Annotated in this window: 18 protein-coding genes; 12 read left to right on the top strand and 6 right to left on the bottom strand. The window is 69.2% G+C overall.

Features of this window, described 5'->3' with window-relative positions:
- Positions 1 to 33: 33 nt before the first annotated feature.
- Both STHE_RS16245 and STHE_RS16240 read right to left on the bottom strand, forming a co-directional pair.
- Complete coding sequence (locus STHE_RS16245; protein WP_012873684.1) at positions 34 to 324, bottom strand: AzlD domain-containing protein; 291 nt, start codon at positions 322 to 324, stop codon at positions 34 to 36.
- The gene (locus tag STHE_RS16240) at positions 321 to 1,133 is read right to left on the bottom strand and encodes an AzlC family ABC transporter permease (protein WP_012873683.1); all 813 of its coding nucleotides are present in this window, start codon (positions 1,131 to 1,133) and stop codon (positions 321 to 323) included. Before STHE_RS16240 ends, STHE_RS16245 begins: the two co-directional genes overlap by 4 nt.
- Positions 1,134 to 1,187: 54 nt before the next feature.
- Between STHE_RS16240 and STHE_RS16235 the strand changes: the two genes are divergently transcribed.
- The 3 genes from STHE_RS16235 (at position 1,188) to STHE_RS16225 (ending at position 5,838) form a co-directional block, all read left to right on the top strand.
- Entirely contained in the window at positions 1,188 to 2,048 is an 861-nt protein-coding gene (locus STHE_RS16235) for an MmyB family transcriptional regulator (RefSeq protein WP_148220138.1), read from the top strand.
- Between the two features lie 138 nt (positions 2,049 to 2,186).
- Entirely contained in the window at positions 2,187 to 3,329 is a 1,143-nt protein-coding gene (locus STHE_RS16230; protein ID WP_012873681.1) for a lysylphosphatidylglycerol synthase transmembrane domain-containing protein, read from the top strand.
- Between the two features lie 58 nt (positions 3,330 to 3,387).
- Complete coding sequence (locus STHE_RS16225; RefSeq protein WP_012873680.1) at positions 3,388 to 5,838, top strand: HAD-IC family P-type ATPase; 2,451 nt, start codon at positions 3,388 to 3,390, stop codon at positions 5,836 to 5,838.
- Between the two features lie 425 nt (positions 5,839 to 6,263).
- On the opposite strand, the gene STHE_RS16220 is transcribed toward STHE_RS16225, so the two are convergent.
- Positions 6,264 to 8,024: a DUF7133 domain-containing protein gene (locus STHE_RS16220; protein ID WP_012873679.1), complete on the bottom strand. Its 1,761-nt coding sequence runs from the start codon at positions 8,022 to 8,024 to the stop codon at positions 6,264 to 6,266.
- A gap of 179 nt (positions 8,025 to 8,203) precedes the next feature.
- Here STHE_RS16220 and STHE_RS16215 point away from each other — a divergent pair, with 179 nt between their 5' ends.
- The 5 genes from STHE_RS16215 (at position 8,204) to STHE_RS16195 (ending at position 14,230) form a co-directional block, all read left to right on the top strand.
- Entirely contained in the window at positions 8,204 to 8,881 is a 678-nt protein-coding gene (locus tag STHE_RS16215) for a haloacid dehalogenase type II (RefSeq protein ID WP_012873678.1), read from the top strand.
- A gap of 150 nt (positions 8,882 to 9,031) precedes the next feature.
- Positions 9,032 to 11,683, top strand: a complete 2,652-nt coding sequence (locus tag STHE_RS16210; protein ID WP_012873677.1) for a GAF domain-containing sensor histidine kinase — start codon at positions 9,032 to 9,034, stop codon at positions 11,681 to 11,683.
- A 23-nt stretch (positions 11,684 to 11,706) separates the two neighbouring features.
- Positions 11,707 to 12,345, top strand: coding sequence for a response regulator transcription factor (locus STHE_RS16205; protein WP_012873676.1), 639 nt, complete (start codon positions 11,707 to 11,709; stop codon positions 12,343 to 12,345).
- A gap of 328 nt (positions 12,346 to 12,673) precedes the next feature.
- Positions 12,674 to 13,204, top strand: coding sequence for an Lrp/AsnC family transcriptional regulator (locus STHE_RS16200; RefSeq protein ID WP_012873675.1), 531 nt, complete (start codon positions 12,674 to 12,676; stop codon positions 13,202 to 13,204).
- 57 nt (positions 13,205 to 13,261) lie between these two features.
- Entirely contained in the window at positions 13,262 to 14,230 is a 969-nt protein-coding gene (locus STHE_RS16195; RefSeq protein WP_012873674.1) for a sugar kinase, read from the top strand.
- 255 nt (positions 14,231 to 14,485) lie between these two features.
- Here the strand turns inward: STHE_RS16195 and dcd are convergent, their stop codons facing one another.
- From dcd to STHE_RS16175, 3 genes are read right to left on the bottom strand one after another with little or no spacing between them, the layout of a single operon-like run.
- Positions 14,486 to 15,001, bottom strand: a complete 516-nt coding sequence (gene dcd, locus STHE_RS16190) for a dCTP deaminase (RefSeq protein WP_012873673.1) — start codon at positions 14,999 to 15,001, stop codon at positions 14,486 to 14,488.
- A 59-nt stretch (positions 15,002 to 15,060) separates the two neighbouring features.
- A complete protein-coding gene (locus STHE_RS16180) occupies positions 15,061 to 16,680 on the bottom strand; it encodes an amidase (RefSeq protein WP_012873672.1) in 1,620 nt (539 codons plus the stop codon).
- Positions 16,677 to 16,886, bottom strand: a complete 210-nt coding sequence (locus tag STHE_RS16175; RefSeq protein ID WP_012873671.1) for a hypothetical protein — start codon at positions 16,884 to 16,886, stop codon at positions 16,677 to 16,679. The genes STHE_RS16180 and STHE_RS16175 overlap by 4 nt, the downstream gene beginning before the upstream one ends.
- A 214-nt stretch (positions 16,887 to 17,100) precedes the next feature.
- Here STHE_RS16175 and STHE_RS19600 point away from each other — a divergent pair, with 214 nt between their 5' ends.
- The 4 genes from STHE_RS19600 (at position 17,101) to STHE_RS16160 (ending at position 19,677) form a co-directional block, all read left to right on the top strand.
- Positions 17,101 to 17,229 (top strand): hypothetical protein, encoded by a 129-nt coding sequence (locus STHE_RS19600; RefSeq protein WP_012873670.1) that lies wholly within the window; start codon positions 17,101 to 17,103, stop codon positions 17,227 to 17,229.
- 559 nt (positions 17,230 to 17,788) lie between these two features.
- The gene (locus STHE_RS16170; protein WP_012873669.1) at positions 17,789 to 17,998 is read left to right on the top strand and encodes a CDGSH iron-sulfur domain-containing protein; all 210 of its coding nucleotides are present in this window, start codon (positions 17,789 to 17,791) and stop codon (positions 17,996 to 17,998) included.
- 92 nt (positions 17,999 to 18,090) lie between these two features.
- Positions 18,091 to 18,435 (top strand): non-heme iron oxygenase ferredoxin subunit, encoded by a 345-nt coding sequence (locus STHE_RS16165; RefSeq protein WP_012873668.1) that lies wholly within the window; start codon positions 18,091 to 18,093, stop codon positions 18,433 to 18,435.
- Between the two features lie 3 nt (positions 18,436 to 18,438).
- Positions 18,439 to 19,677: an NAD(P)/FAD-dependent oxidoreductase gene (locus tag STHE_RS16160; RefSeq protein ID WP_012873667.1), complete on the top strand. Its 1,239-nt coding sequence runs from the start codon at positions 18,439 to 18,441 to the stop codon at positions 19,675 to 19,677.
- Positions 19,678 to 19,685 lie beyond the last annotated feature (8 nt).

Genomic DNA, 19,685 nt, shown 5'->3' with positions numbered 1-19,685 from the left:
GCGGCCCTCCTCGTCTGCGCGGCCGCTGCCGCCTCAGATGAGGCGCAGCAGCCAGTAGATAGCCATCCCACTGAGGATGCAGGCCCACATCCGGCGCGTTGCCCAGCCGACCAGTCCGGCACCGGCGACGGCCACCCAGGTCGTGGGGTCGTAACCCCGGCCAGAGAGCGTCGCGACGACCAACGCGCCCAGCAGGGCAACCGGCAGGAATCGCAGCGCCTGCTGCACGCCGGGCGGGACGGCGCGTTGCGGAAGCAGCAGCCCGCCCAGCCGCAGGGCGTACACCCCGGCGGCCATGGCGACGATGGACCACAGGTTGCTCATGGCCGGCCTCCCGTCCGCCGCGACCACCACGCCCCCGCGGCGCTCCCGAGGCCGCCCGCGCCGAGCACCGCCACGCCGCTCGGGACGAGCGAGGACAGCAGCAGCATCGCGGCGGCCGCGACCAGCGCGGCGAGCAGCGCCGCGCGCCCGCGCAGCAGCGGGATGAGCACCGCCAGGAAGGCGAGCGGGACGAGCAGGTCGAGCCCGGCCCGGCGCGGGTCCGGCACGGCCTGCCCGGCCAGGATGCCGAGCGCGGTCCCGGTGTTCCAGGCGACGTACATGCTCACCCCGGCACCCAGCAGGATCGGCAAACGCAGGCGCCCCTGCCCGGCCGCGACCCCGAAGGCACCGTCGGTCAGGAACCAGGCGGTCACCAGGCGGGAAAGCCAGCCCATCCGGATCTGACTGGTGATCGCAAGCCCGAGCAGCGGCAGTTGGGCGTTGAACGCGATCGCGGTGCCGACAAGCACCAGGATCAGCGTGCCCGCATCGAACAGCGACACGGCACTGACCTGCGCCGCGGCCGAAAAGACGAGCAGGCTCATGAGCTGAGTCTCGCCCGGGGCGAGCCCGATGCTCCGCGCCGCGACGGCATAGGCGATGCCGGTTGGGATGGCCCCCACCCAGAGGGGCAGCATGCCGACGAAACCACGTACGAAGGCGGTCCACACCGGCTCGTGTGACATCCTGCGGTCGTGCTCGTCGATCAGCCCGGCGTGCTCTGCGATTGCCTGCTCCAATGCTTCCCTGCTGGTCAGCACCCCCATGATGGCCCGGATCCGGGCCCGGCTCGGGGTGGTGCCATCCATCCGTGAAGCCACCCGTTACTTGCTATACTAGGCGCCCTATAGCGGCGGGTCATCGTGATCGAAGTCGAATTGGGCGTGGAGCGAGGCATCCGGCACATGGACGTGCAGCGGGCAACCGGGACGCCGGGCGGACGCCGTCTTCGGGCACTTCGCGAGCGGGCCGGGAAGACACAACTCTGGGTCGAGGCCGAGGCCGAGCTGGGGACGGGCTACCTCCAGCGGATCGAGTCGGGTCGCGTCGCGCAGCCCGAGCGGGCCACGCTGGAGCGCATCCTGGCGGCGCTCGGTGCGCGGTACAGCGAGCGGCGCGAGGTGATGGAGCGCTTCGGCTATACCGTCCCCACGCCGCTGCCGGATGAGGACGACATCGCCTGGGCCTGTGCCGTCTCCCACGACGAGCTGCACGGTGTCCCCTTCCCGGCCTATGTCCTCGACTGCCGGACCCGGTTGCTTGCCTGGAACCGCTACGTCCCGCACCTCTTCGGGCTCTCGCCGCGCGATCCCCAGCTCGGCGGGTTGGCGCGCCGTCCGATCCTGGCCGCGTGGCTCGACCCGACCTCACCGCTGGCACGGCTCGTTGTCGAGCCGGATGCCTTCTTCCCCGCGCTCATCCGCGCCACCCGTGCTGAGACGGAGTTCATGCAGGGCGAGCCGTGGTACGCCGAGATGATGCGCGAGTTGCAGGAGTTGCCCCGCTTCCGCCACTACTGGGAGTTGGTTGAGCGGGAGCCCCAGACCGCGAGCGCGGCCCGGACACTGGTGCCGGTCCGTCTGGCCGTGCCAGGAGCCGGGACCCTATCGTTCCGGCTGGCCTCGGAGCGATTCATCCGCGATGCACGCTTCCGCCTGATCCACTTCATCCCCTTTGACGTAGCGACGATGCGCCAGTGCGAGGTGTGGGCCGCCGCGGATTGAGTGCAGCGGCCCTGTCCTGGCACGGAACTGTCGCGCCGTCCGGCGCGCCGTCACACCCCCGTGGCCCGATTCCGGCTAGACGTAAAGAAGCGGACGCCGACCCGCGAGGATGCGGGGCTTGTCGCATGGAGCATCACCATGCCGGGAGACCGCCACCCGCGTGGGGAAAGCCCAACACCGGCCGGGGATCTCTCCGCTCTCCACCAGGGGCAACCGGGGGACACCGTCGGGCGCACGGATGAGGAGGGCCTCGGCTCGCTGGCGGCGGGTCCGCGCCGGAGCGTCCAGAGCGCCTGGCTACGCGACGCGGTGCGCCGGTGGGGAACCGCCATCTGGCTCGTGCTGCTCGGCGCGCTGATCGGCGCCTTCGCGGTCCACGAGCGTGAGCAGATCGCGCAGCTCGGGACGGTGCTCGGCAGTGCACGCCTCCCCTGGGTTCTGGCGGCGGGCCTGTTGGAGATCCTCTACCTGGTCTTGATCGGCAAGACCTACCAGACGGTGCTGGCGCGACTGGGACAGTACATCGGGCTGCGCACGGTTCTCGGGGCCTACCTTCGCAGCCATGCCGTCGGCTCGGTCGTGCCCTTCAGCGGACCGACGACGGCCGTGCTGTTCATCCGGTACCTCACCGGCGCTCGCGTGCCGGGCGCTATCGCACTGCTGGCCACCGGCCTGACCAGCCTCGTCGGGTATGCCTCCTTCGTCATCGTGCTGCTCCCGGCCCTTCTGGCGCTCTGGTGGGGGAAGGAGTTGGGCCAGCGGATAGTTACAGCGGCGCTCCTGAGCGTTGCCATCTTCGCGATCCTGACGGCGGCGGTGGTTCTGGTGTTGCGCGGTCCACCGGCGCCGGGGTGGTTCATCCGGCGGGTTCCACGAGGGCTCAACCGCTTCGTCGAAGAGGCCCGCGCCCGTCGCATCGGGGCGCGCGAGCTGCTACGCCCGCTGGCGCTCTCGGTTGCGACCGACGTCGTCGGCGTCGCGATCCTCTACGCCGCGCTCGGAGCGGTCGGCAGACCCGGCGCGGTGGTAGCGGCGCTCGTCTCCTATCAGATCGAGATGCTGTTCAACGTCATCGCCCCGTTCTTCCAGGGCGTCGGACTGGTGGAGGTGTCGATGACGCTGGCGTTGGAGGCGATGGAGATCCCGCTCGCCACAGCGTTGGCGGCAACCCTGATCTACCGGCTGTGGGACCTCTGGGTGCCGATCCTGGCCGGGCTGGTGCTGGAGGCGCACGGCCGCTGGCGCGGGGTCAACCGGACGCAGGGTCGATCGCCAGGATGATTGGGTATCATCGTGCGGGCATCGAACCCGAGATGATCAGCAGAGGGTGCAGCGCAAGATGACCGTGACCCAGCAGCGCGCCACGCCGATTGGGCGTCCGCTCGGCCTCAGCGAGGCCGAGGTCGCCGAGCGCCGCGCTCGCGGTCTGACCAACGCCGTCCCCTTCGAGACCAGCCGCACCTACAAGCGGATCATCTTCGAGAACACCTTCACCTTTATCAACACCGCCCTCTTCGCGATCTGTATCGCGCTGGCCGCGCTCGGCCTCTACGGCGATGCGGTGGTGACGGTCAGCCTGGTGATCGGCAACGTCGTCGTCGGCATCGTTCAGGAGACACGGGCCAAGCGGAAGCTCGACTCGATCGCGCTCCTGATGCGGCCGACCGCGACCGTCATCCGCGAGGGGGAAGAGCGCACCGTCGACCCCAACGACATCGTGCTCGACGACATCCTCGTGGTCCACCCGGGCGACCAGATCCTCGTCGACGGCGAGGTGCTCGACGAGAACGGCCTGAGCGTCGACGAGTCGCTCCTGACCGGGGAATCGGACCTGATCCGCAAGCGGGTTGGGGACACCGTCCACTCCGGATCATTCTGCATGACCGGCAGCGGCATCTTTATCGCGCGGAAGGTGGGCACCGAGAGCATGGCGCAGCAAATCACGGCCGAAGCCCGGGCCTACCGCGACGTCCGCACGCCGCTCCAGCGCGAGGTCCGCCTGGTGCTCCAGGTGATGCTGGTGCTGGTGGCGGCGCTCTCGATCCAGGTCGGGATCGCCTTCTACGAGTCGCCGGACGACCCCGGGTTGCGCGAGATCACCCAGGCGGCGGCCGTGCTGGTCAGCCTCGTCCCCCAGGGACTCGTCTTCATGGTCACCGTCACCTACGCCATGGCCGCTGTGCGCATGGCGGGCAGCGGCGCGCTCATCCAGCGCATGAACGCCGTCGAATCGACCAGCAACATCGACGTGCTCTGCCTGGACAAGACCGGGACGCTGACGACCAACACCCTGGTCCTGGATTCGCTGGAGCCGATCGGGGTCGACGAGGAGCACCTGCGCACCGTACTGGGCGACTACGCCGCCGCCACGACCGCGGGCAACCGGACGATCGCGGCCATCGCCGCGGCCTGCCCGGGCCGGGAGCGCAAGGTCGTGGGGGAGATCCCGTTCTCGTCGTCGCGTAAGTGGAGCGCGCTCGCCTTCGACGACGCGGAGGGACGCGGGTTCTACGTGCTCGGGGCGCCGGAGATGATCCAGCCGGCGCTGCGCTCGGCGGACGGCCTCCAGCCGCGCGTCGATGCCTGGACCGAGCGCGGCCTGCGCGTCCTCCTTTTCGCCTACCGGCCCAACCCGGCACCGCTTCCGGACGGACAGAGCGAGCCATCGCTCCCAGCGGGACTGATCCCAATGGGATTGATCGCGCTCCGAGACGAGCTGCGCCCCGAGGCGCGCGAGACGATCGAGCGCTTCCGCGAGGCGGGCATCACGCTGAAGATCATCTCGGGCGACAACCCGGACACTGTGGCCGCGCTGGCGCGCCAGGCGGGCTTCCCGGCGGGGATCCGGGCTGTCTCCGGCACCACACTGGGCGACCTGGACGAGCAAGCGTTGATGCCGGTCGCCCAGGAGACGACCGTGTTCGGGCGCATCACTCCCCGCCAGAAGGAGCGGCTGGTGAGCGCGCTGCGCGCCCAGGGCCACTACGTGGCGATGACCGGCGACGGGGTAAACGATGTGCTGGCGCTGAAACGGGCGGACCTCGCCATCGCCATGCGGAGCGGCAGCCAGGTGACCCGCAGCGTCGCCGACATCGTGTTGCTCAACGATTCCTTTGCCGCGCTGCCGAAAGCGTTCCTGGAAGGCCAGCGCATCCGCCGCGGCATGCGGGATATCATCCGCCTCTTCCTGGTGCGGACCCTCTACGTGGCCCTGATCATCTTCGGCACCTCCGCCGCCGGGGCGGCGTTCCCGATCACGCCCAAGCACAACTCGATCCTGGCACTGCTGACCGTCGGCATTCCCGTGTTCGCCCTGGCCGCCTGGGCCCGGCCCGGGAACACACCCCGGCGGCTGGTTCGCTCCGGGAGTCACTTCGTCTTCCCGGCCGCTCTCTCGATCGCCTGGGTCGCCTTCGTGGTCTACATGTTCTATCTCTCGCGCGGCGCCGAGGTGATCACCGCGCGCAGCGCGCTGACCACCATTACCATCCTCTGCGGCCTGATCCTGATCCCCTTCGCCCAACCCCCCAACGAAGCCTTCACCGGCGGGACCAGCCTCAACGGCGACTGGCGCCCCGCCATCCTGGCCGTGGGTTTGCTCGGCGTCTACGTCGGGGTGTTGGCCTGGCCGGTGGCACGTGAGTTCTACGGCCTGGAAGTGCTCGGCTTCCTCGACTACGTGATCCTGGCCCACATCGCGATCGCCTGGGCCGTCACGCTCCGCTTCGCCTGGCGGCTCCACGCCCTCGACCGCCTCCGCGCCGCCTGGCACCGCGTGCGAGGGCGATAGCGCACTGGGCTGGACACACGCGAGCATGGCGTCCGGGCAATGGGGATGCCCGCAGGGTTGCGCTAAGTGCCGCGCCGTGATTTCGGTCCGGGCGGGTGGTGAGACGGTTCTCGCGCGGTGGCACGTGCCCGGGGGTGAACCCCCGGGCTCACAATGAAAAGCCCGCTAAAGCGGGCTCAGGATTTTGGAGTGCGGCGGCCTGAGTCGCCGCTTCGGTATCGCGCGGCACCAGCCGCGCGCCGGGGTTGGTTCCATGACAGCGTCGGGACACGGCATGGGTGGCACGAGGGATCCAGCGCCGTGCCATGTGCCCGGGGGTTTACCCCCGGGCACGTGCCACGGCCGCAGACCCGGGAGATTTCGCGGTATCCATTGCTCCGGGAACCTGCCGTGCCCTCGCCTCGATGGCGCGCCGGGGACTGCGGCTACTCCTCCGGAGCAGGGACGACGATCTTGATGATCTCGCCGCGGCCGGCGTCGGCGACGAAGAGCGAGCCGTCCAGGCCAACGGCGAGCGCGACGGGCTGAGACAAGCCGGTGGCGAACTCCACGAGGTCGGGTGGCGCGCCGACATCGCCGGGTATGGTGCGGACCACGCTCCCGCTCTCGCCGCTGCTGATCGCGGCGAAAAGAGTGTCCGGGTCGATCTGAGGCCACAACACGTTGTCAAAGCGCAGCACGGCGTGGACGGTGACGTCGCCCGGGAACTTGACCACCCGCCGGCTGAGCACAGCGGCCAGGGGATCCTGACTGGCGCTGCGAGTCCCGTTAGTCGGCATGCGGTAGAGCCCTTGCTCGCCCTCGGCCGGGCGATCCACCACCAGGAGCTGCTGGCGGGCGGTGATGAGCGGACCGGGGTTGCTCACGCCGGAGCCGGAGATAAGGACCTCCCCGTCGCCATTCAGCCGGGCCACCACGCGCTGGTCGCCGCCGGGCACCAGGGTTCCGGCGACGAACACGCGCCCCTGTCCGTCGATAACCGGAGCGCCGCGTGACCCTGGCGCCGGGTCGAGGTTCCGGGTCACGTAACTCATGCGGTCGGCGACGCCATTCAGGTCGTTGTCGTCGATGCGGACGACCCCGCCGTCAACGGGGACGTAGATTGTCGTCCCGGTGATCGCGATGCCGCGCGGGTTCGGCAGGTCCTCGGCGATCACGGTGACACGGTCGGCGCTGCCGTCCTCGCGCTCGCTGTCGATGCGCAGAACCCGGCCCTCGGCCGTGACCGCCCAGATGTTGCCGGCCGGGCCGAGCGCCAGCCCCACCGGGGTGCCGAGATCGCTTGCGTAGACGCCGGCCGCGAACCCGTCGGGGACGCGGATGTCGGGCGCGTCCCGGCCGGGGCGCGGGTCGGGCCAGCGCCGGGGTGGGTCTGTTTCGTAGCGCCAGCGGTAATAGTGCCGACCGGTGTTGGCAGTGGTGAAGCGCTGTTCGGCCGGGAGCGCCGGGGTGTACACCAGGATCCGGCGCTCGAAGACCTGGATCAACGACGGCAGCGGCGTACCGTCGCGCCGGTAGATCGTCCAATACGGCTCGCTGATCGGCAGGCCCATCGCCTCGATCCAGCCCATGGTGCCGAAGGGACGCCTGGCGAAGAAGGAGACGGTGACGTCCGGCAGGTTGTGGCCTGTCTGCTCGATGTACTCAGCCCCCCGCAGCGGAACAACGGGCGACCCCGGTGCGGGCTGGCCGGTGCTGTCGATCCAGGCCACGGGCAGGTCCCTCCCCAGGCGCGACGGGGCGCGCTCCTGGACGACGTTGCTCAGCGCGGCGTAGGTCGGGACCCGATCGTCGGGGGAGCCGCTGTCGATCGGGATGCTCGGCGGGGTCCGCGAGGCCGTCAGGCTGTCTCCCAGGTGGATGCGGCCAGTGGTCAACTCCAGCGCCAGCAAGCCCTGGTACACCTGCGGCTCTTCGCGCCCGGAGTCCGGTAACCCCAGCTCCATGCGACCCCGGTCGAAGTACTGCACGATGCGCCGACCGCCCGGGGCATCGGCGTAGGACTCGATCCGCCAGGCCAGCGGCTCACTTCCCCAAAGATCGAAGCCGGAGGTCGACGCCGATCGGGCTGACCAGATTTCCTCGAAAGCGGGGTTGGCCAACGTGGGGCTATCGGCCTGCCGCACGGGAAGGAGGCTGACGCCGATCAGGGTGACGATCAGGGCTGCGACGACCTGTTTGAACACCTCGTGCGGGACTCCTCCGGACCATTTGGGCACGTCGAATCGGCTGGGCTGCCGGTTGCGCGGCCCGCACTAGTAGAACGCCCGGAAGGACGCACCGGTTACACACCACCGGGCCACGCGTCTGCTATGATCGCCCTACCACTCCATGCTACACCAGTGCCGACGTGAGGGGAGAGACGATGCCGCTGACAGACATCGACGCGGTCGTGTTCGACGTCTACGGCACCCTGCTCGACGTCGACAGCATCGAGGCGCGGCGCCGCGAGGTGGCGCCGGAAGCGGCGGGGCTGGTCGGCCTCTGGCGTGCCAAGCAGTTGGAGTACTCCTTCGTCCGCACCCTGGTTGACGACTATGTGGACTTCTGGGCCATCACTGAGGCGGCACTGGACTACGCACTTGCGACGCTCGGTGTGGCGCTGGATCCTGCCGGGCGCACGCAGTTGCTGGACGCCTGGCTCGCGCTGGAGCCGTTCCCGGAGGTACCGGCGGCACTGGCGGCACTGGAGGGTCGACCTCTGGCGGTGCTGTCCAACGGCAGCCTGGCCATGCTCGATGCGGCGCTCACGCACAGCGGGCTGAAGTCGTCGTTCTCGGCGGTGCTCAGTGCCGATACGGTACGACGTTTCAAGCCGCATCCGGCAGTCTACGCCCTGGCTCCGGCCTGGCTGCGCACGCCGGCCGCGCGCGTGCTTTTCTGCTCGGCCAACGGCTTCGACGTGGCCGGCGCGCAGCGATTCGGCCTGCGTGTTTGTCACGTCAGCCGCGGTGGCACGCCGCTTGACCCGTTAGGCGTTGAGCCGGATGCCACGATCAGGTCGCTGGCGGAGTTGCCCGCGCTGCTAGGGAAGGGCGCATAAGCGCGGAGGCGGGCCTGTCCATTTGGACAGCAGCGGACTGTGCCGTGGTCCGATGGAATTAGCGTTGCAGCTCGTCGATACTGACATGGTAACGAGCTGGCGCTGCGTATCGGGGAGCTGCCGGCTCAGACTGAACGACCGGTGAAGGCTATGACTACCCGCAAGAGCATCTTCTTTACACACGCCCATGCCGCGGCGTCAGCGATCCTGTCCCATCGCGAGGGGATCCGCGCGACCTGGGAGGCGCTCCTCGAAGCATCAGTACAAGACCCCGTCGCGTGGCAAGCCATTCGCAGCCAGCTCGACGCCTGTATCGTCAGCTTTGCCGGCTACCTCATGGGTGAGGAGCCGGCTTGCTCCTCTATGGCCGAACGCTGGCAGGCGATGGGCGCCAGCCGGGCACGGAGCGCCGACGCGGGGGTAGCCTTGAGTCTCTTCACCGAGACCCTGCGCCGCAGCCTCGCGGACATCCCTGGTCTCCCCTTCGATTCGTCGGAGATCGTGCCCGCGGCGGCTACGTTCACCCGCAATGTCCTCGGGCGCGTTTTCCCGCCCGAGTCCCCGGAGAAATCCAACGCGGAATGGGCCGGGGTCGTGGATGTGATGACGGCAGTCCGCGAGCGGCGTATCGCCCGCCTGACCGCACTGGGAGACATCGCGCGGGCCGTCAGCACTACGCAGAATCCTCAGGACCTCTTGGAACAGGTCCACGCCGCCTGCTCCCGCATCGTCAACGGTGACGACTTCTGCATCGCCCTCTATAACTCCGAGACGGGGTGCATCACTCCCAAGCTGCTCTACGTGCGGGGCCAGCGCCGCCGCGACCGGGAGGGACAGCCGACCCGGAACGCACTCGCCCGGGTGGTGGCAGAACAGCAGCGACCGCTGGCGGTGCCCGACTATGTCGCGGCCTGCGCCGACTACGGTGTAACCCCCAATCCGGAGTACGACACCGGCAAACCGATCCCGTGGATGGCAGCGCCGATGGTCCAGGGTGAGCAGACCATCGGCGTCATTTCGGTCTTCTCCTCCCTGCTACCGTTCGACTGGGAAGATGTCGAGATCCTGGCGAGTATCGCGCGGCACACGGCGGTGGCGTTGGAAAACAGCCGCTTGCTGCTGGAGCAGCGGCGCCGCGCCGAGCAACTCAAGGCCGTCAACCAACTGGCACGCCGCCTGGCCGCCGTGCGCGACCCGGATACCCTCATCGCCACCGCCGTCGACCTGATCCACGACCTCATGGGCTACTCGTTGGTGTACCTCTTCCTGGTCGACGACGACACCGGTGAACTGGTGCTCCGTGCCCACTCCGACCCGGCCAACCCCCCGGGGCTCCGCAACCTCCGCCTGCGAATCGGCGGGCCGGGCATCGTTGCCGAGGTCGCGGCGACCGGACAGGCCATCGTCGTCGCCGATGTTTCAAAAGACCCGCGCTACGTCAGCACACCCGAGACAGCCAATACCCGATCGGAGACGGCGGTGCCCATCCTCCGCGAGGGGGAGGTGCTCGGGGTGCTCGACCTGCAGAGCACTCGGGTCGACGCCTTCGATGCCCACGATCTCACGACGCTGCGCACTATCGCCGACCAACTGGCGGTCGCCCTCGAGAACGCCCGCCTGTTCCGTGAGGAACACGAACGCAGCCGCGCGCTGGCCTTGATGCTGGCCACCACCCGCGCGGCTGGATCGTCTCTGGTCCTCGACGAGGTGCTGGAGCGGCTGGCCGAAGGGATCGCCGAGGCGGCCGGCGTGCCGAACTGCGCGATTTATCTGCTGGACGAGGATGAGCAGTCGCTCGTCCCGGCGGCGACCGTCGTCGGGCCGCGGAGCTCGTTCGATCGGACCCGCGTCGGCACCACGGTCGTCCGCGTGGCGGACAGCCCGACCGTCCGCATGGTTCTGGGACAGCGTGAGCCGTTCTCCTGCTGCCAGGTCCCGCAGATGGTGGGCGACGACCCGGCGCTGCACGCGGCCCTGGGCGGCGCCTGCGCGCTGGCCGTGCCGCTGGCCGCCAAGGGTCGCATCCTGGGCGTGGCGTTTGTCTTCTCGGAGACTCCCTGCGACGGCTTCACGCCCGATCGCATCCAGTTGATCCGGGGTGTGGCCGACTCGGCCGGGCTTGCGGTCGAAAACGCGCGGCTCTACGCGCAGTCGCATGGGCTCGCGATCGCCGAGGAGCGCGGGCGGCTCGCGCAGGAGATCCACGACACGCTTGCCCAGGGGTTGACCGCCATCTCGCTCCACCTTGACCTCGCTGACGCTTACCTCCCACATAAGCCGGAACAAGCTGCCGATAAGGTCCGACGGGCGCTGGAGCTGACGCGACAGAATCTCGAGGAAGCGCGCCGCTCGGTGCTCGATCTGCGCGCCGCGCGGCTGCACCAGATGTCGCTGCCGGACGCGCTCCGGCGGCTCGTCCTGACGTTCACGGGCGATACCGGCGTCGAGGCGGACTTCGTGGTCGAGGGCCTGGTCGGGCGCCTGTCGGCACGGGTCGAGATGGGGCTGTACCGCATTGCCGAGGAGGCGTTGAACAACGTCCGTCGCCACGCGACCGCCAACCACGTGCGCGTGGCGCTGACGGCGAGCGAGGGGCAAGTCTCCCTCACGGTTGAGGACGACGGGGTCGGCTTTGCGCAGGAGGCAATCGAGCGCGATAATGGGGGCGGTTTCGGATTGATGTCAATCCGAGAGCGCGCTCGTCTGCTGCGCGGCACGCTCGATCTGTCGAGCGCCCCCGGGGAAGGGACGCGCCTGGTCGTGACGATCCCCGCGGAGGGTCGGGCGCGCGAGACATCCTAAAGACTAGAGCGAGGAAACGGACGATGATCAGGATTCTCGTCGTCGACGACCACCCAGTCGTCCGCGAGGGACTGGTGGCTATCCTGGAGGCACAAGAAGACCTCACCGTCGTCGGCGAGGCGGGTGATGGTGACCAGGCGGTGCAACAGTACCGCGACCTGAAGCCCGACGTGGTGCTGATGGACCTGGCGATGCCGGGGACCGACGGCGTGCAGGCCATCCAGGAGATCAAGCGTATCGATCCCAACGCACGGGTTGTTGTCCTGACCGCTTACGACACCGACGAGCGCATCCTCCAGGCGGTCCAGGCCGGGGCCTCCGGCTACCTCCTCAAGGGCGCACCGCGCGAGGATATCTTCCGAGCCGTGCGGGTGGTCTACCGGGGCGGCTCACTGTTGGAGCCGGTGGTCGCCGGGAAGCTGCTCAATCGGATGGGCGACCTGCTCCGCGGGGAGCCGGTCGAGGAAGAGTTGACGGCCCGGGAGCTGGACGTCCTCACCCTCATGGCGCGCGGGCTGCGCAACAAAGAGATCGCCTACGAGCTTTCGATCACCGAACGCACGGTGAAGTTCCATGCCAACGCAATCTATCGTAAGCTGGATGTGAGCGGCCGCACTGAAGCGGTCAGCAAGGCGATTCAGCGCGGTCTGGTCCGCCCATAGCAGGCCGGTGGGTGCCGCATCCGTGGTGCCGCAAACCCCTCACATCGTTGCGCGAATGGACAAACTCCGGACACCGGAGAGTCCGGACCCTGCGCCGCGAGCTGCACGCCCAATGCATCAGCCGCTGCGCCGACTGCTGCGTTTTGCCGTGACAAGGGGCAGGCGACGTGGTGGAAATCGGCTATGATTGGGGACGGCCCGTGCCAATCGGCGAGAGCCATGGCTCGGGTCAGCGTGCTGTGTCAGCACCGCATGTCCCGTGAGTTTGCGCATCGCGCGAGGGCGTTGAGGAGTGGAAGCCGCCCGAACGAGGAGAGGGGAGCCAAACATGAGCGACGGACAGGGACCACGCCGAGTGCGCCAGCTTCAGCCCGACGATCTCGACCGCCAGATCATCCGTCTGCTGCGTGCCGACGGCCGGCGAAGCAACCGCGAGATCGCGCGGCGGCTGGGAGTCCCCGAGGCGACGGTTCGGTACCGCGTCCGGCGCTTGATCGAGAGCGGGGTGCTCAAGATCACCGCGTCGGTTGACCCGAGCCACCTGGGCTACGCCCTGACCGCTGTCATCAGCGTGCAGGTGGAGCCCGAGCGGATCAGCTCGGCCGCAGAAACCATCGCGGCGATGCCGGAAGTGATCTGGTGCGCGATTACCGCGGGCGCGCACGACATCATGGTGATGGCATCGTTCCGCAGCCAGGATGAAATGTTCGCCTTCCTGACGGACCGCCTCGCACGGATCCCGGGCACCCTGCGTACGGAGACCTCCGTCGCACTGCGCGTCCTGAAGCAGCAGCACGAGTGGGCAACCGACCTGACCACCAAGGTCGAGCGCGGCGAGCCGATCGGCGTCGAGCGCTAGCGACCCGCTGACCGTGTGGGTCGCGCCGGTGAGGCCACGGGACGGGGAGGGCGTTGGTTGGCGGGCTACGACGTCGTCACCTTCGGCGAAACCATGATCCGGTTCTCCACCGCACCCGGCGAGCGGTTGGAGACGGCGACCACCGTCGAAATCGGGATCGGTGGTGCTGAGTCGAACGTCGCCGTCGCGCTCGCCCGTCTCGGGCGGCGGGTCGCATGGGCATCCGTCCTGCCGCGCAACCCCTTCGGTGCCCGCATCGCCGGTGAACTCCGCCGCCACGGAGTCGATACCACGCACATCCACTGGGTCGATCAGGGCCGCGCCGGTGTCTACTATCTCGACACCGGTGCGGCACCCCGCCCAACCCAGGTGCTCTACGACCGCGCCGGATCGGCCATCGCCGTCTGTAACCCGGAGGACATCGACCCGGCGCTGGCCACCCGCGGCCGCCTCCTCCACCTCACCGGGATCACTCCCGCGCTGAGCCCATCGTGCGCCGAGATCACCCGGCGCCTGCTGACGGCCGGCACCGCGGCAGGCATCCCCGTGAGTATCGATGTGAACTACCGCTCCCGGCTCTGGACGCCGAAGGCAGCAGCCGAGACGCTGGCGCCGCTGTGCAGTGAAGCAACGATCCTCTTCTGCGGGCGGAACGACGCCGGCACCCTCTGGGGCCTCAGCGGGTCGGACGAGGAGGTCGCCCGCGGCTTGGCCGAGCGCTTCGACCCGGCGGTGACGGTGCTGACGGCCGGAGCCGACGGGGCGCTGGCACTGACGCGCGATGGGACCATCTACCGCGAGCCGGCTGTCCCCGTCGACGTGATCGACCGGGTCGGCGCCGGGGACGCCTTCGCCGCCGGCTTCCTGCACGGCTACCTGGACGGCGACGTCGCGCTGGGGCTGCGCCTCGGGGTGCGCCTCGCAGCGCTGAAGATGACCGTCCGCGGCGACCTCGCGGTCCTCAGCGACGACGACATCGCCGCCTGCCTCGCTGACGCCGGTTCCTCACACACCATCGTGCGCTGACGCAGGGACGCGGCGGGTTCCCGATCCGCCCTCTCCCAGCGCAGCGAGACACCGACTGCGGGTGATCGCTCGTGTTCGTGTCATTCTGAGCGCAGCGAAGGATCTCCGGCGCGTGCGGCCGCCCCTGCACGAGATTCTTCGCTGCGCTCAGAATGACATGTGCCGCTCAGGATGACCCACATCGCTCGGCATGAGAGGCACGAGCGCCTGCCCGCACGTGATTGGGGGTAAAGCAGTCATAACCGCCCGGCCGCCCTAGGGCAGTTCCTGCTCCTGGAAGCGGCCGGCGTAGGTCGCCTGTCCGACGCACTCTTCAAGGATGATCTGGCAGATGGCAGTGCCCGGGTGGATGGCGAGCGGCACCGGCCCGGCGTTGTTCATCTCCAGCACCTGCTTGGCGCGGGTGATCCCCGGCTGCATGAAGTTCGCGGTGACGTGGACCATGAGGCCGATCCGGGCGAACCGGCTCCGGCCCTGGATCCAGCCGCAGATGTCCGGGGGCAGGGTGATGCGCTCTTGGGTAACGCCATGGATCGCCTGGCCCGGTAAGAGGAGGAAGTAGTCGTCGACCTCGATCAGGCTCGTGACCTCCCGGTAGTCGGCATCATCAGTCACGTGGAAGATCTCCTGGGCCGGCCGGAACACGCGGAACTGGCGATCCAGGTGGAGGTCGATCGAGGCCGGCCCGACCTGGGCCGGATCGAACGGGTCGATCACGATCGTGCCGGCCTCGATATGCCGGAGGATCTCCGAGCGGGTCAGCACTGCCATCGTCTTCTCCTTCGTCCCTCATGCCATCGTGGATGGCAGCCGGTGTGTCACCGGTTGGGTCACGACTCAGCGGGCCGCTCCGGCGTCTCCTCTGCCTCGTCCGCGTCGTTCGCAGCCCCTGGGTCGGGCACATCCGGGGCCGCAGGTTCCGTTGCCGTCGCCTCGGCTGCTGCGGTCTCTTCTTCCGGTGCCGCGGCAGGCTCGGGATCAGCCGGGGCGGGTTCCCGTTCGGCGTCGGACGCGGCCTCCCTGGGTGCCGCGGGTTCTGGTGCCGGTTCCTCCGCCGGTGCGGACTCTTCAGTGGACGCGTCGGCCACGGGGGCTTCCTCCGCCGCGGGCTGCTCGACTGCCTCCGGCTCAGGTTCCTCCGCGGGCGGCTCCAGATCGGGCGGAGCGATCGTACCGAGCGCCTGAGCGCACCAGGCAGCCAGCGCCAACAGGGCGGCATCCTGCCCGCGGCGGGCAACGAGCTGCGTCCCGAGCGGCAGGCCGTCGCTGTTGAGGCCGGTCGGCAGGGTGATGGCCGGCGTGCCGACCAGCGACCACGGAGCCTGGAACGTGCGGTCACCGGTGGTGTTGCGGCGCGGCGCGGCGTTGCTGACGCTCGGCAAGAGATAGCCGTCCACCTCGCCCAGCGCGGTGTCGACCGCGCGAGCGATCCGGCGTCGCAGCCGAGCTGCCGTCAGCAGGTAGGCGGCCGGGATGAGCTGGCCCACCTCGATCTCCTGCCGCAGCAGCTTGCCGTAGTCGTCCGGGTGACGTGCGCACTGCTCGGCGTGCACGGCAGCCACCTCGGCCTGCATGATCACCCGGTGGACCGCCAGCCAGAGGTCGAGATCGACCGGGAGCGCCCCCTCCTCCACCGACGCCCCGGCCGCGCGGAGGCGATCGGCCACATCCAGCAGGTGATCGCGCACATCCGGCTCGGCACGCTCCAGGAACTCGGTCAGCAGCACCAGGCGCGGCGGGGTGTCGCGTCGGGCCGCGAGGTCGGTCTGCGTGCCCGCGATCGCGTCGTAGGCGAGTGCAATATCCTCAACCGTGCGCGCCAGGAGTCCGACGTGGTCGAGCGACCAGGCGAGGGGGATCACGCCCTGACGGCTGGCCCAGTTGTAGCTCGGCTTGAAGCCGACCGTGCCGCAGTACGCCGCCGGGCGCACCACCGACCCCGCTGTCTGCGTGCCGAGCGCCAGCGGGACCATGCGCGCAGCCACAGCCGCAGCAGACCCGGCACTCGACCCGCCCGGCGTCCGCGCGGCGTTCCAGGGATTCTTGGTCGGCGCGGGGTCGGCGTGCGCGAACTGCGTCGTGTGCACCTTGCCCAGAATAATCGCTCCGGCAGCACGGAGCCGCGCGACGACATGGGCATCCTGGTCCGCCCGCCGGTCGCGGTACGGGGCGAACCCGGCGACGGTCGGCATGCCCGCGACGTCGATGATGTCCTTGACACCGATAGGCACGCCGTGCAGCGGCCCGATCTGGCCGGCCTCCGCGGCGCGATCGCGTTCGGCAGCCTCGGCCAGGGCCTCGTCGGCACCCAGCGTCGCCCAGGCTTCGATCTCCGGCTCCAGCCGAGCGATCCGCTCCAGAAGCGCGGTCACCAGGTCAACCGCCGACAGCTCCCGCGCGCGCACGTGGCGGACGATCTCGGTGGCCGTGAGGTCGTAGAGCGCCGTCATGCCGTTCCCCCCGCATCCACGCCCGAGGTATCAGGGGCGTCGTCGGTCAGGTCCAGCGGCGCGGCGGCGATGCGCGCCAGGGCCGCGGCGGTGATCTCCAGGGCCTCGGCCATCTCAAACGTCCGCATCGGGCCGAACGTCTCGGCGGCCTGGCGGCGTAGCTGCGCCAGCACCTTCTTCTCAGATAGGTGTGAATCGAGTTTCACGGTGTTGCACTTCTCCTCGTTGCGTGACGGTCGTGGTATCGGCGGGCACGGCGACGAGCGTCGCGGAAGCAGAACGTAGTCTGAGCGAGTGGACGACGGCCGTCAAGCCGCGCATCACTGGCCACCAGCCGGGGTACCGGTCTTGCATCCCTCGCCGGGTCCGCGCGGTGTGGACCTCGACAGTGGCGAACGACCGGCGACGAAGGAGGTCACGATGCCACTCCTCCTGATCCCCCTCGGCATCCTGCTCGCGGTCGGGCTCTACTTCCTGTGGAAGGCGGTCGGCGAGGCCTCAAAGGAGAAGACCGATCACGGCGAAGGGCCTCCCGGCCACCGGATGTGACCGGTCTTGTGCCATCATCGATCTGAGTGCGGGGATGCATGTAACACATTGCGATCCCAGCACGTTATAGTAGATAGCGTCGGGATCTGGTCCTCTGCTGGAACCCTCCGCGAGTCCCTGATTCCCGCCGAACGCGCTGTGAGGCTGGCCGACTACACGGCCGGCAGTGTAGGCGCGACTGGGTCGCACACACAAGCCCTTCCCTGTAGTTCTTTTTTTCCGTTCGCCGCTGCCCCAAGCGGCCAGCCGCCCGGGTGTCCCCGCGCCCGCGCGGCTCATTTTGTGGGGGTTCCTTCGCCTGGACGGCTACGCCGCCCCCGTCCCGCGGAGTGAACGGGCCGGCGTGGTATCTCGCATCAGGCTAACCAACCGCGCCGGCGTGGGGAACGTAGAAGCATCGGGCCTGGGCGACGGCCGGGGCATTTCGAAACTTTGGCGTGTTATAGTCCATGATGGTCTTGGTCCGGCGCTGAGGTGTTCCTGTCCGCCACTTGCCGGGGGCACCGTGAGCGCCAGGACGCGGTATCGCGTGCATCGTGATTCGCGAGAAGGAGGGGGCGTGTCTGAGGTTCGGATTATGGTCAGCCGGAATGGGTCGTACTACGTCCAGGGCAAGGTTCTCCTGGTAGACCACCAGGGGAACGAGATCCCGTACGAGGGGGAGGAAGTCTGGCTCTGCCGCTGCGGACACTCCCAGACCAAGCCGTTCTGCGACGGCAGCCACCGGAAGGTCTGGAGCAAGGATAATCCGAACCGGCCGAATCCGTAGCCGGACCTCCGCACGACATGCCAGCCATACCCGGACGGGGCCGTTCGGTCACCCCGCCGGAGTCCACGCGCCAGACGATGGGGAGTAACTGCATGGCAGGACCGACGGACGACTACGTACGCGTGATGCCCGCGGCAGAGGTCGCGGAGGAAGAGATCTACGAGTTCGAGGTGGACGGGGAGCTGCGCATCCTGACGCGGGTGGGCGATGAGATCTTCGCCTGCGACGGCATCTGCACGCATGAGTACGCGGAGATGTCCGAGGGCGAGATAGAGGACCACGTGATCTACTGCCCGCTTCACGGCTCCGGGTTCGACCTCCGGACCGGCGCCGTCACGAGCCTGCCCGCGGTGACGCCGCTGCCGGTCTATGATGTGAAGATCGTGGACGGGGAGGTTTACGTCTCCCGCGCGCCGCGGGGAGGGGGAGAGGCCTAGTCCATGTCACGCCGGCCTGTGTACGTCCTCCTCGGGGCCGGGGTTGCCGGCCACTTCGCCGCCGACGCACTGCGCCAGGCCGGCTTCGACGGGCAGGTGCTCTTGATCGGCGCCGAGCCGGTGCGGCCCTACGACCGCCCAGCGCTCTCCAAGGGCATCCTCCAGGGTACGAAGGAACCCCAGGCGATCGTCTTCCAGCCGGAGGAGTTCTACCGCGAGCGGGAGATCGACCTCCTGCTGGGTCGCGCGGCCGTGGCGTTCGACCCGGCCGCGCGCAGGGTCGTGCTCGACTCCGGCGAATCGGTGTCGTATGACCGGCTGCTGATCACAACCGGAGCCAACCCGATCCGCCCCCGACTGCCGGGGATCGACCTGCCGGGGGTGCATGTGCTGCGCTCGCTGGCCGACGCCGAGGCCCTCCGGGCCGGCCTGCTACAGGCCGAGCGGGTTCTGGTGATCGGCGCCGGGTTCATCGGGAGCGAGGTCGCCGCCAGCGCCCGCGCACTCGGCCGAGAGGTGATACTGCTCGATCTGCTGCCTGCACCGATGAGCCGCGTCCTCGGGCCCGAGCTGGCGGCAGTGTATGCCGACCTGCACCGTGCCCATGGAGTGGATCTGCGGATGGGCCGGGGCGTGGCTCAACTGCGCGGCCGGGATCGGGTCGAGGAGGCGGTGCTCGACGACGGCACACGGCTCGACTGCGACCTGGTCGTGCTCGGCGTGGGGGTGCGGCCGGCGGTCGATCTGGCCACTGCGGCCGGGCTGGCGGTCGACGACGGCATCCTGGTCGACGAGCACTGCGCTACCAGCGCGCCCGGGGTGTACGCCGCGGGCGACGTGGCCACCTGGTGGCATCCGGCACTGGGTCGTCGGATCCGGGTGGAACACTTCGACAACGCCGGGGAGCAGGGCGCGGCGGCAGGCCGGGCCATGGCCGGGCAACCCGAGCCCTACGCGCCGGTACCTTCCTTCTGGACCGATCAGTACGACACGACGCTCCAATACTACGGCTACCCCGTCCCCTGGGATCAGGTGGTGCTGCGGGGTGACGCCGCGGCCTTCAGCGTGACGGCCTTCTATCTCGCCGAGGGGCGCATCGTGGCGGCCGCGATGCTCAACCGGCCGAAGGAGCACCGTTCTGCCCGCCGCCTCGTCGCGGCCGGCGCCGCCGTCGACCCGGCCGTGCTGGCCAACCCCGACACCGACCTCCGGGCCCTGTCGCGGCAGTTCGCGGCGGGGTAGAGGATGGC

Origin of the sequence: Sphaerobacter thermophilus DSM 20745, assembly GCF_000024985.1 — a bacterium.
GTDB lineage: Bacteria > Chloroflexota > Chloroflexia > Thermomicrobiales > Thermomicrobiaceae > Sphaerobacter > Sphaerobacter thermophilus.
The sequence above is the reverse complement of the archived record's forward strand: the minus strand, read 5'-3'. Positions and strand labels throughout refer to the sequence as shown.

Coding starts and splice junctions, on each gene's coding strand:
- STHE_RS16245 (WP_012873684.1), bottom strand. CDS start 324: ATGAGCAACCTGTGGTCCATCGTCGCCATGGCCGCCGGGGTGTACGCC.
- STHE_RS16240 (WP_012873683.1), bottom strand. CDS start 1,133: ATGGATGGCACCACCCCGAGCCGGGCCCGGATCCGGGCCATCATGGGG.
- STHE_RS16230 (WP_012873681.1), top strand. CDS start 2,187: ATGCCGGGAGACCGCCACCCGCGTGGGGAAAGCCCAACACCGGCCGGG.
- STHE_RS16225 (WP_012873680.1), top strand. CDS start 3,388: ATGACCGTGACCCAGCAGCGCGCCACGCCGATTGGGCGTCCGCTCGGC.
- STHE_RS16215 (WP_012873678.1), top strand. CDS start 8,204: ATGCCGCTGACAGACATCGACGCGGTCGTGTTCGACGTCTACGGCACC.
- STHE_RS16210 (WP_012873677.1), top strand. CDS start 9,032: ATGACTACCCGCAAGAGCATCTTCTTTACACACGCCCATGCCGCGGCG.
- STHE_RS16205 (WP_012873676.1), top strand. CDS start 11,707: ATGATCAGGATTCTCGTCGTCGACGACCACCCAGTCGTCCGCGAGGGA.
- STHE_RS16200 (WP_012873675.1), top strand. CDS start 12,674: ATGAGCGACGGACAGGGACCACGCCGAGTGCGCCAGCTTCAGCCCGAC.
- dcd (WP_012873673.1), bottom strand. CDS start 15,001: ATGGCAGTGCTGACCCGCTCGGAGATCCTCCGGCATATCGAGGCCGGC.
- STHE_RS16180 (WP_012873672.1), bottom strand. CDS start 16,680: ATGACGGCGCTCTACGACCTCACGGCCACCGAGATCGTCCGCCACGTG.
- STHE_RS19600 (WP_012873670.1), top strand. CDS start 17,101: ATGCCACTCCTCCTGATCCCCCTCGGCATCCTGCTCGCGGTCGGGCTC.
- STHE_RS16165 (WP_012873668.1), top strand. CDS start 18,091: ATGGCAGGACCGACGGACGACTACGTACGCGTGATGCCCGCGGCAGAG.
- STHE_RS16160 (WP_012873667.1), top strand. CDS start 18,439: ATGTCACGCCGGCCTGTGTACGTCCTCCTCGGGGCCGGGGTTGCCGGC.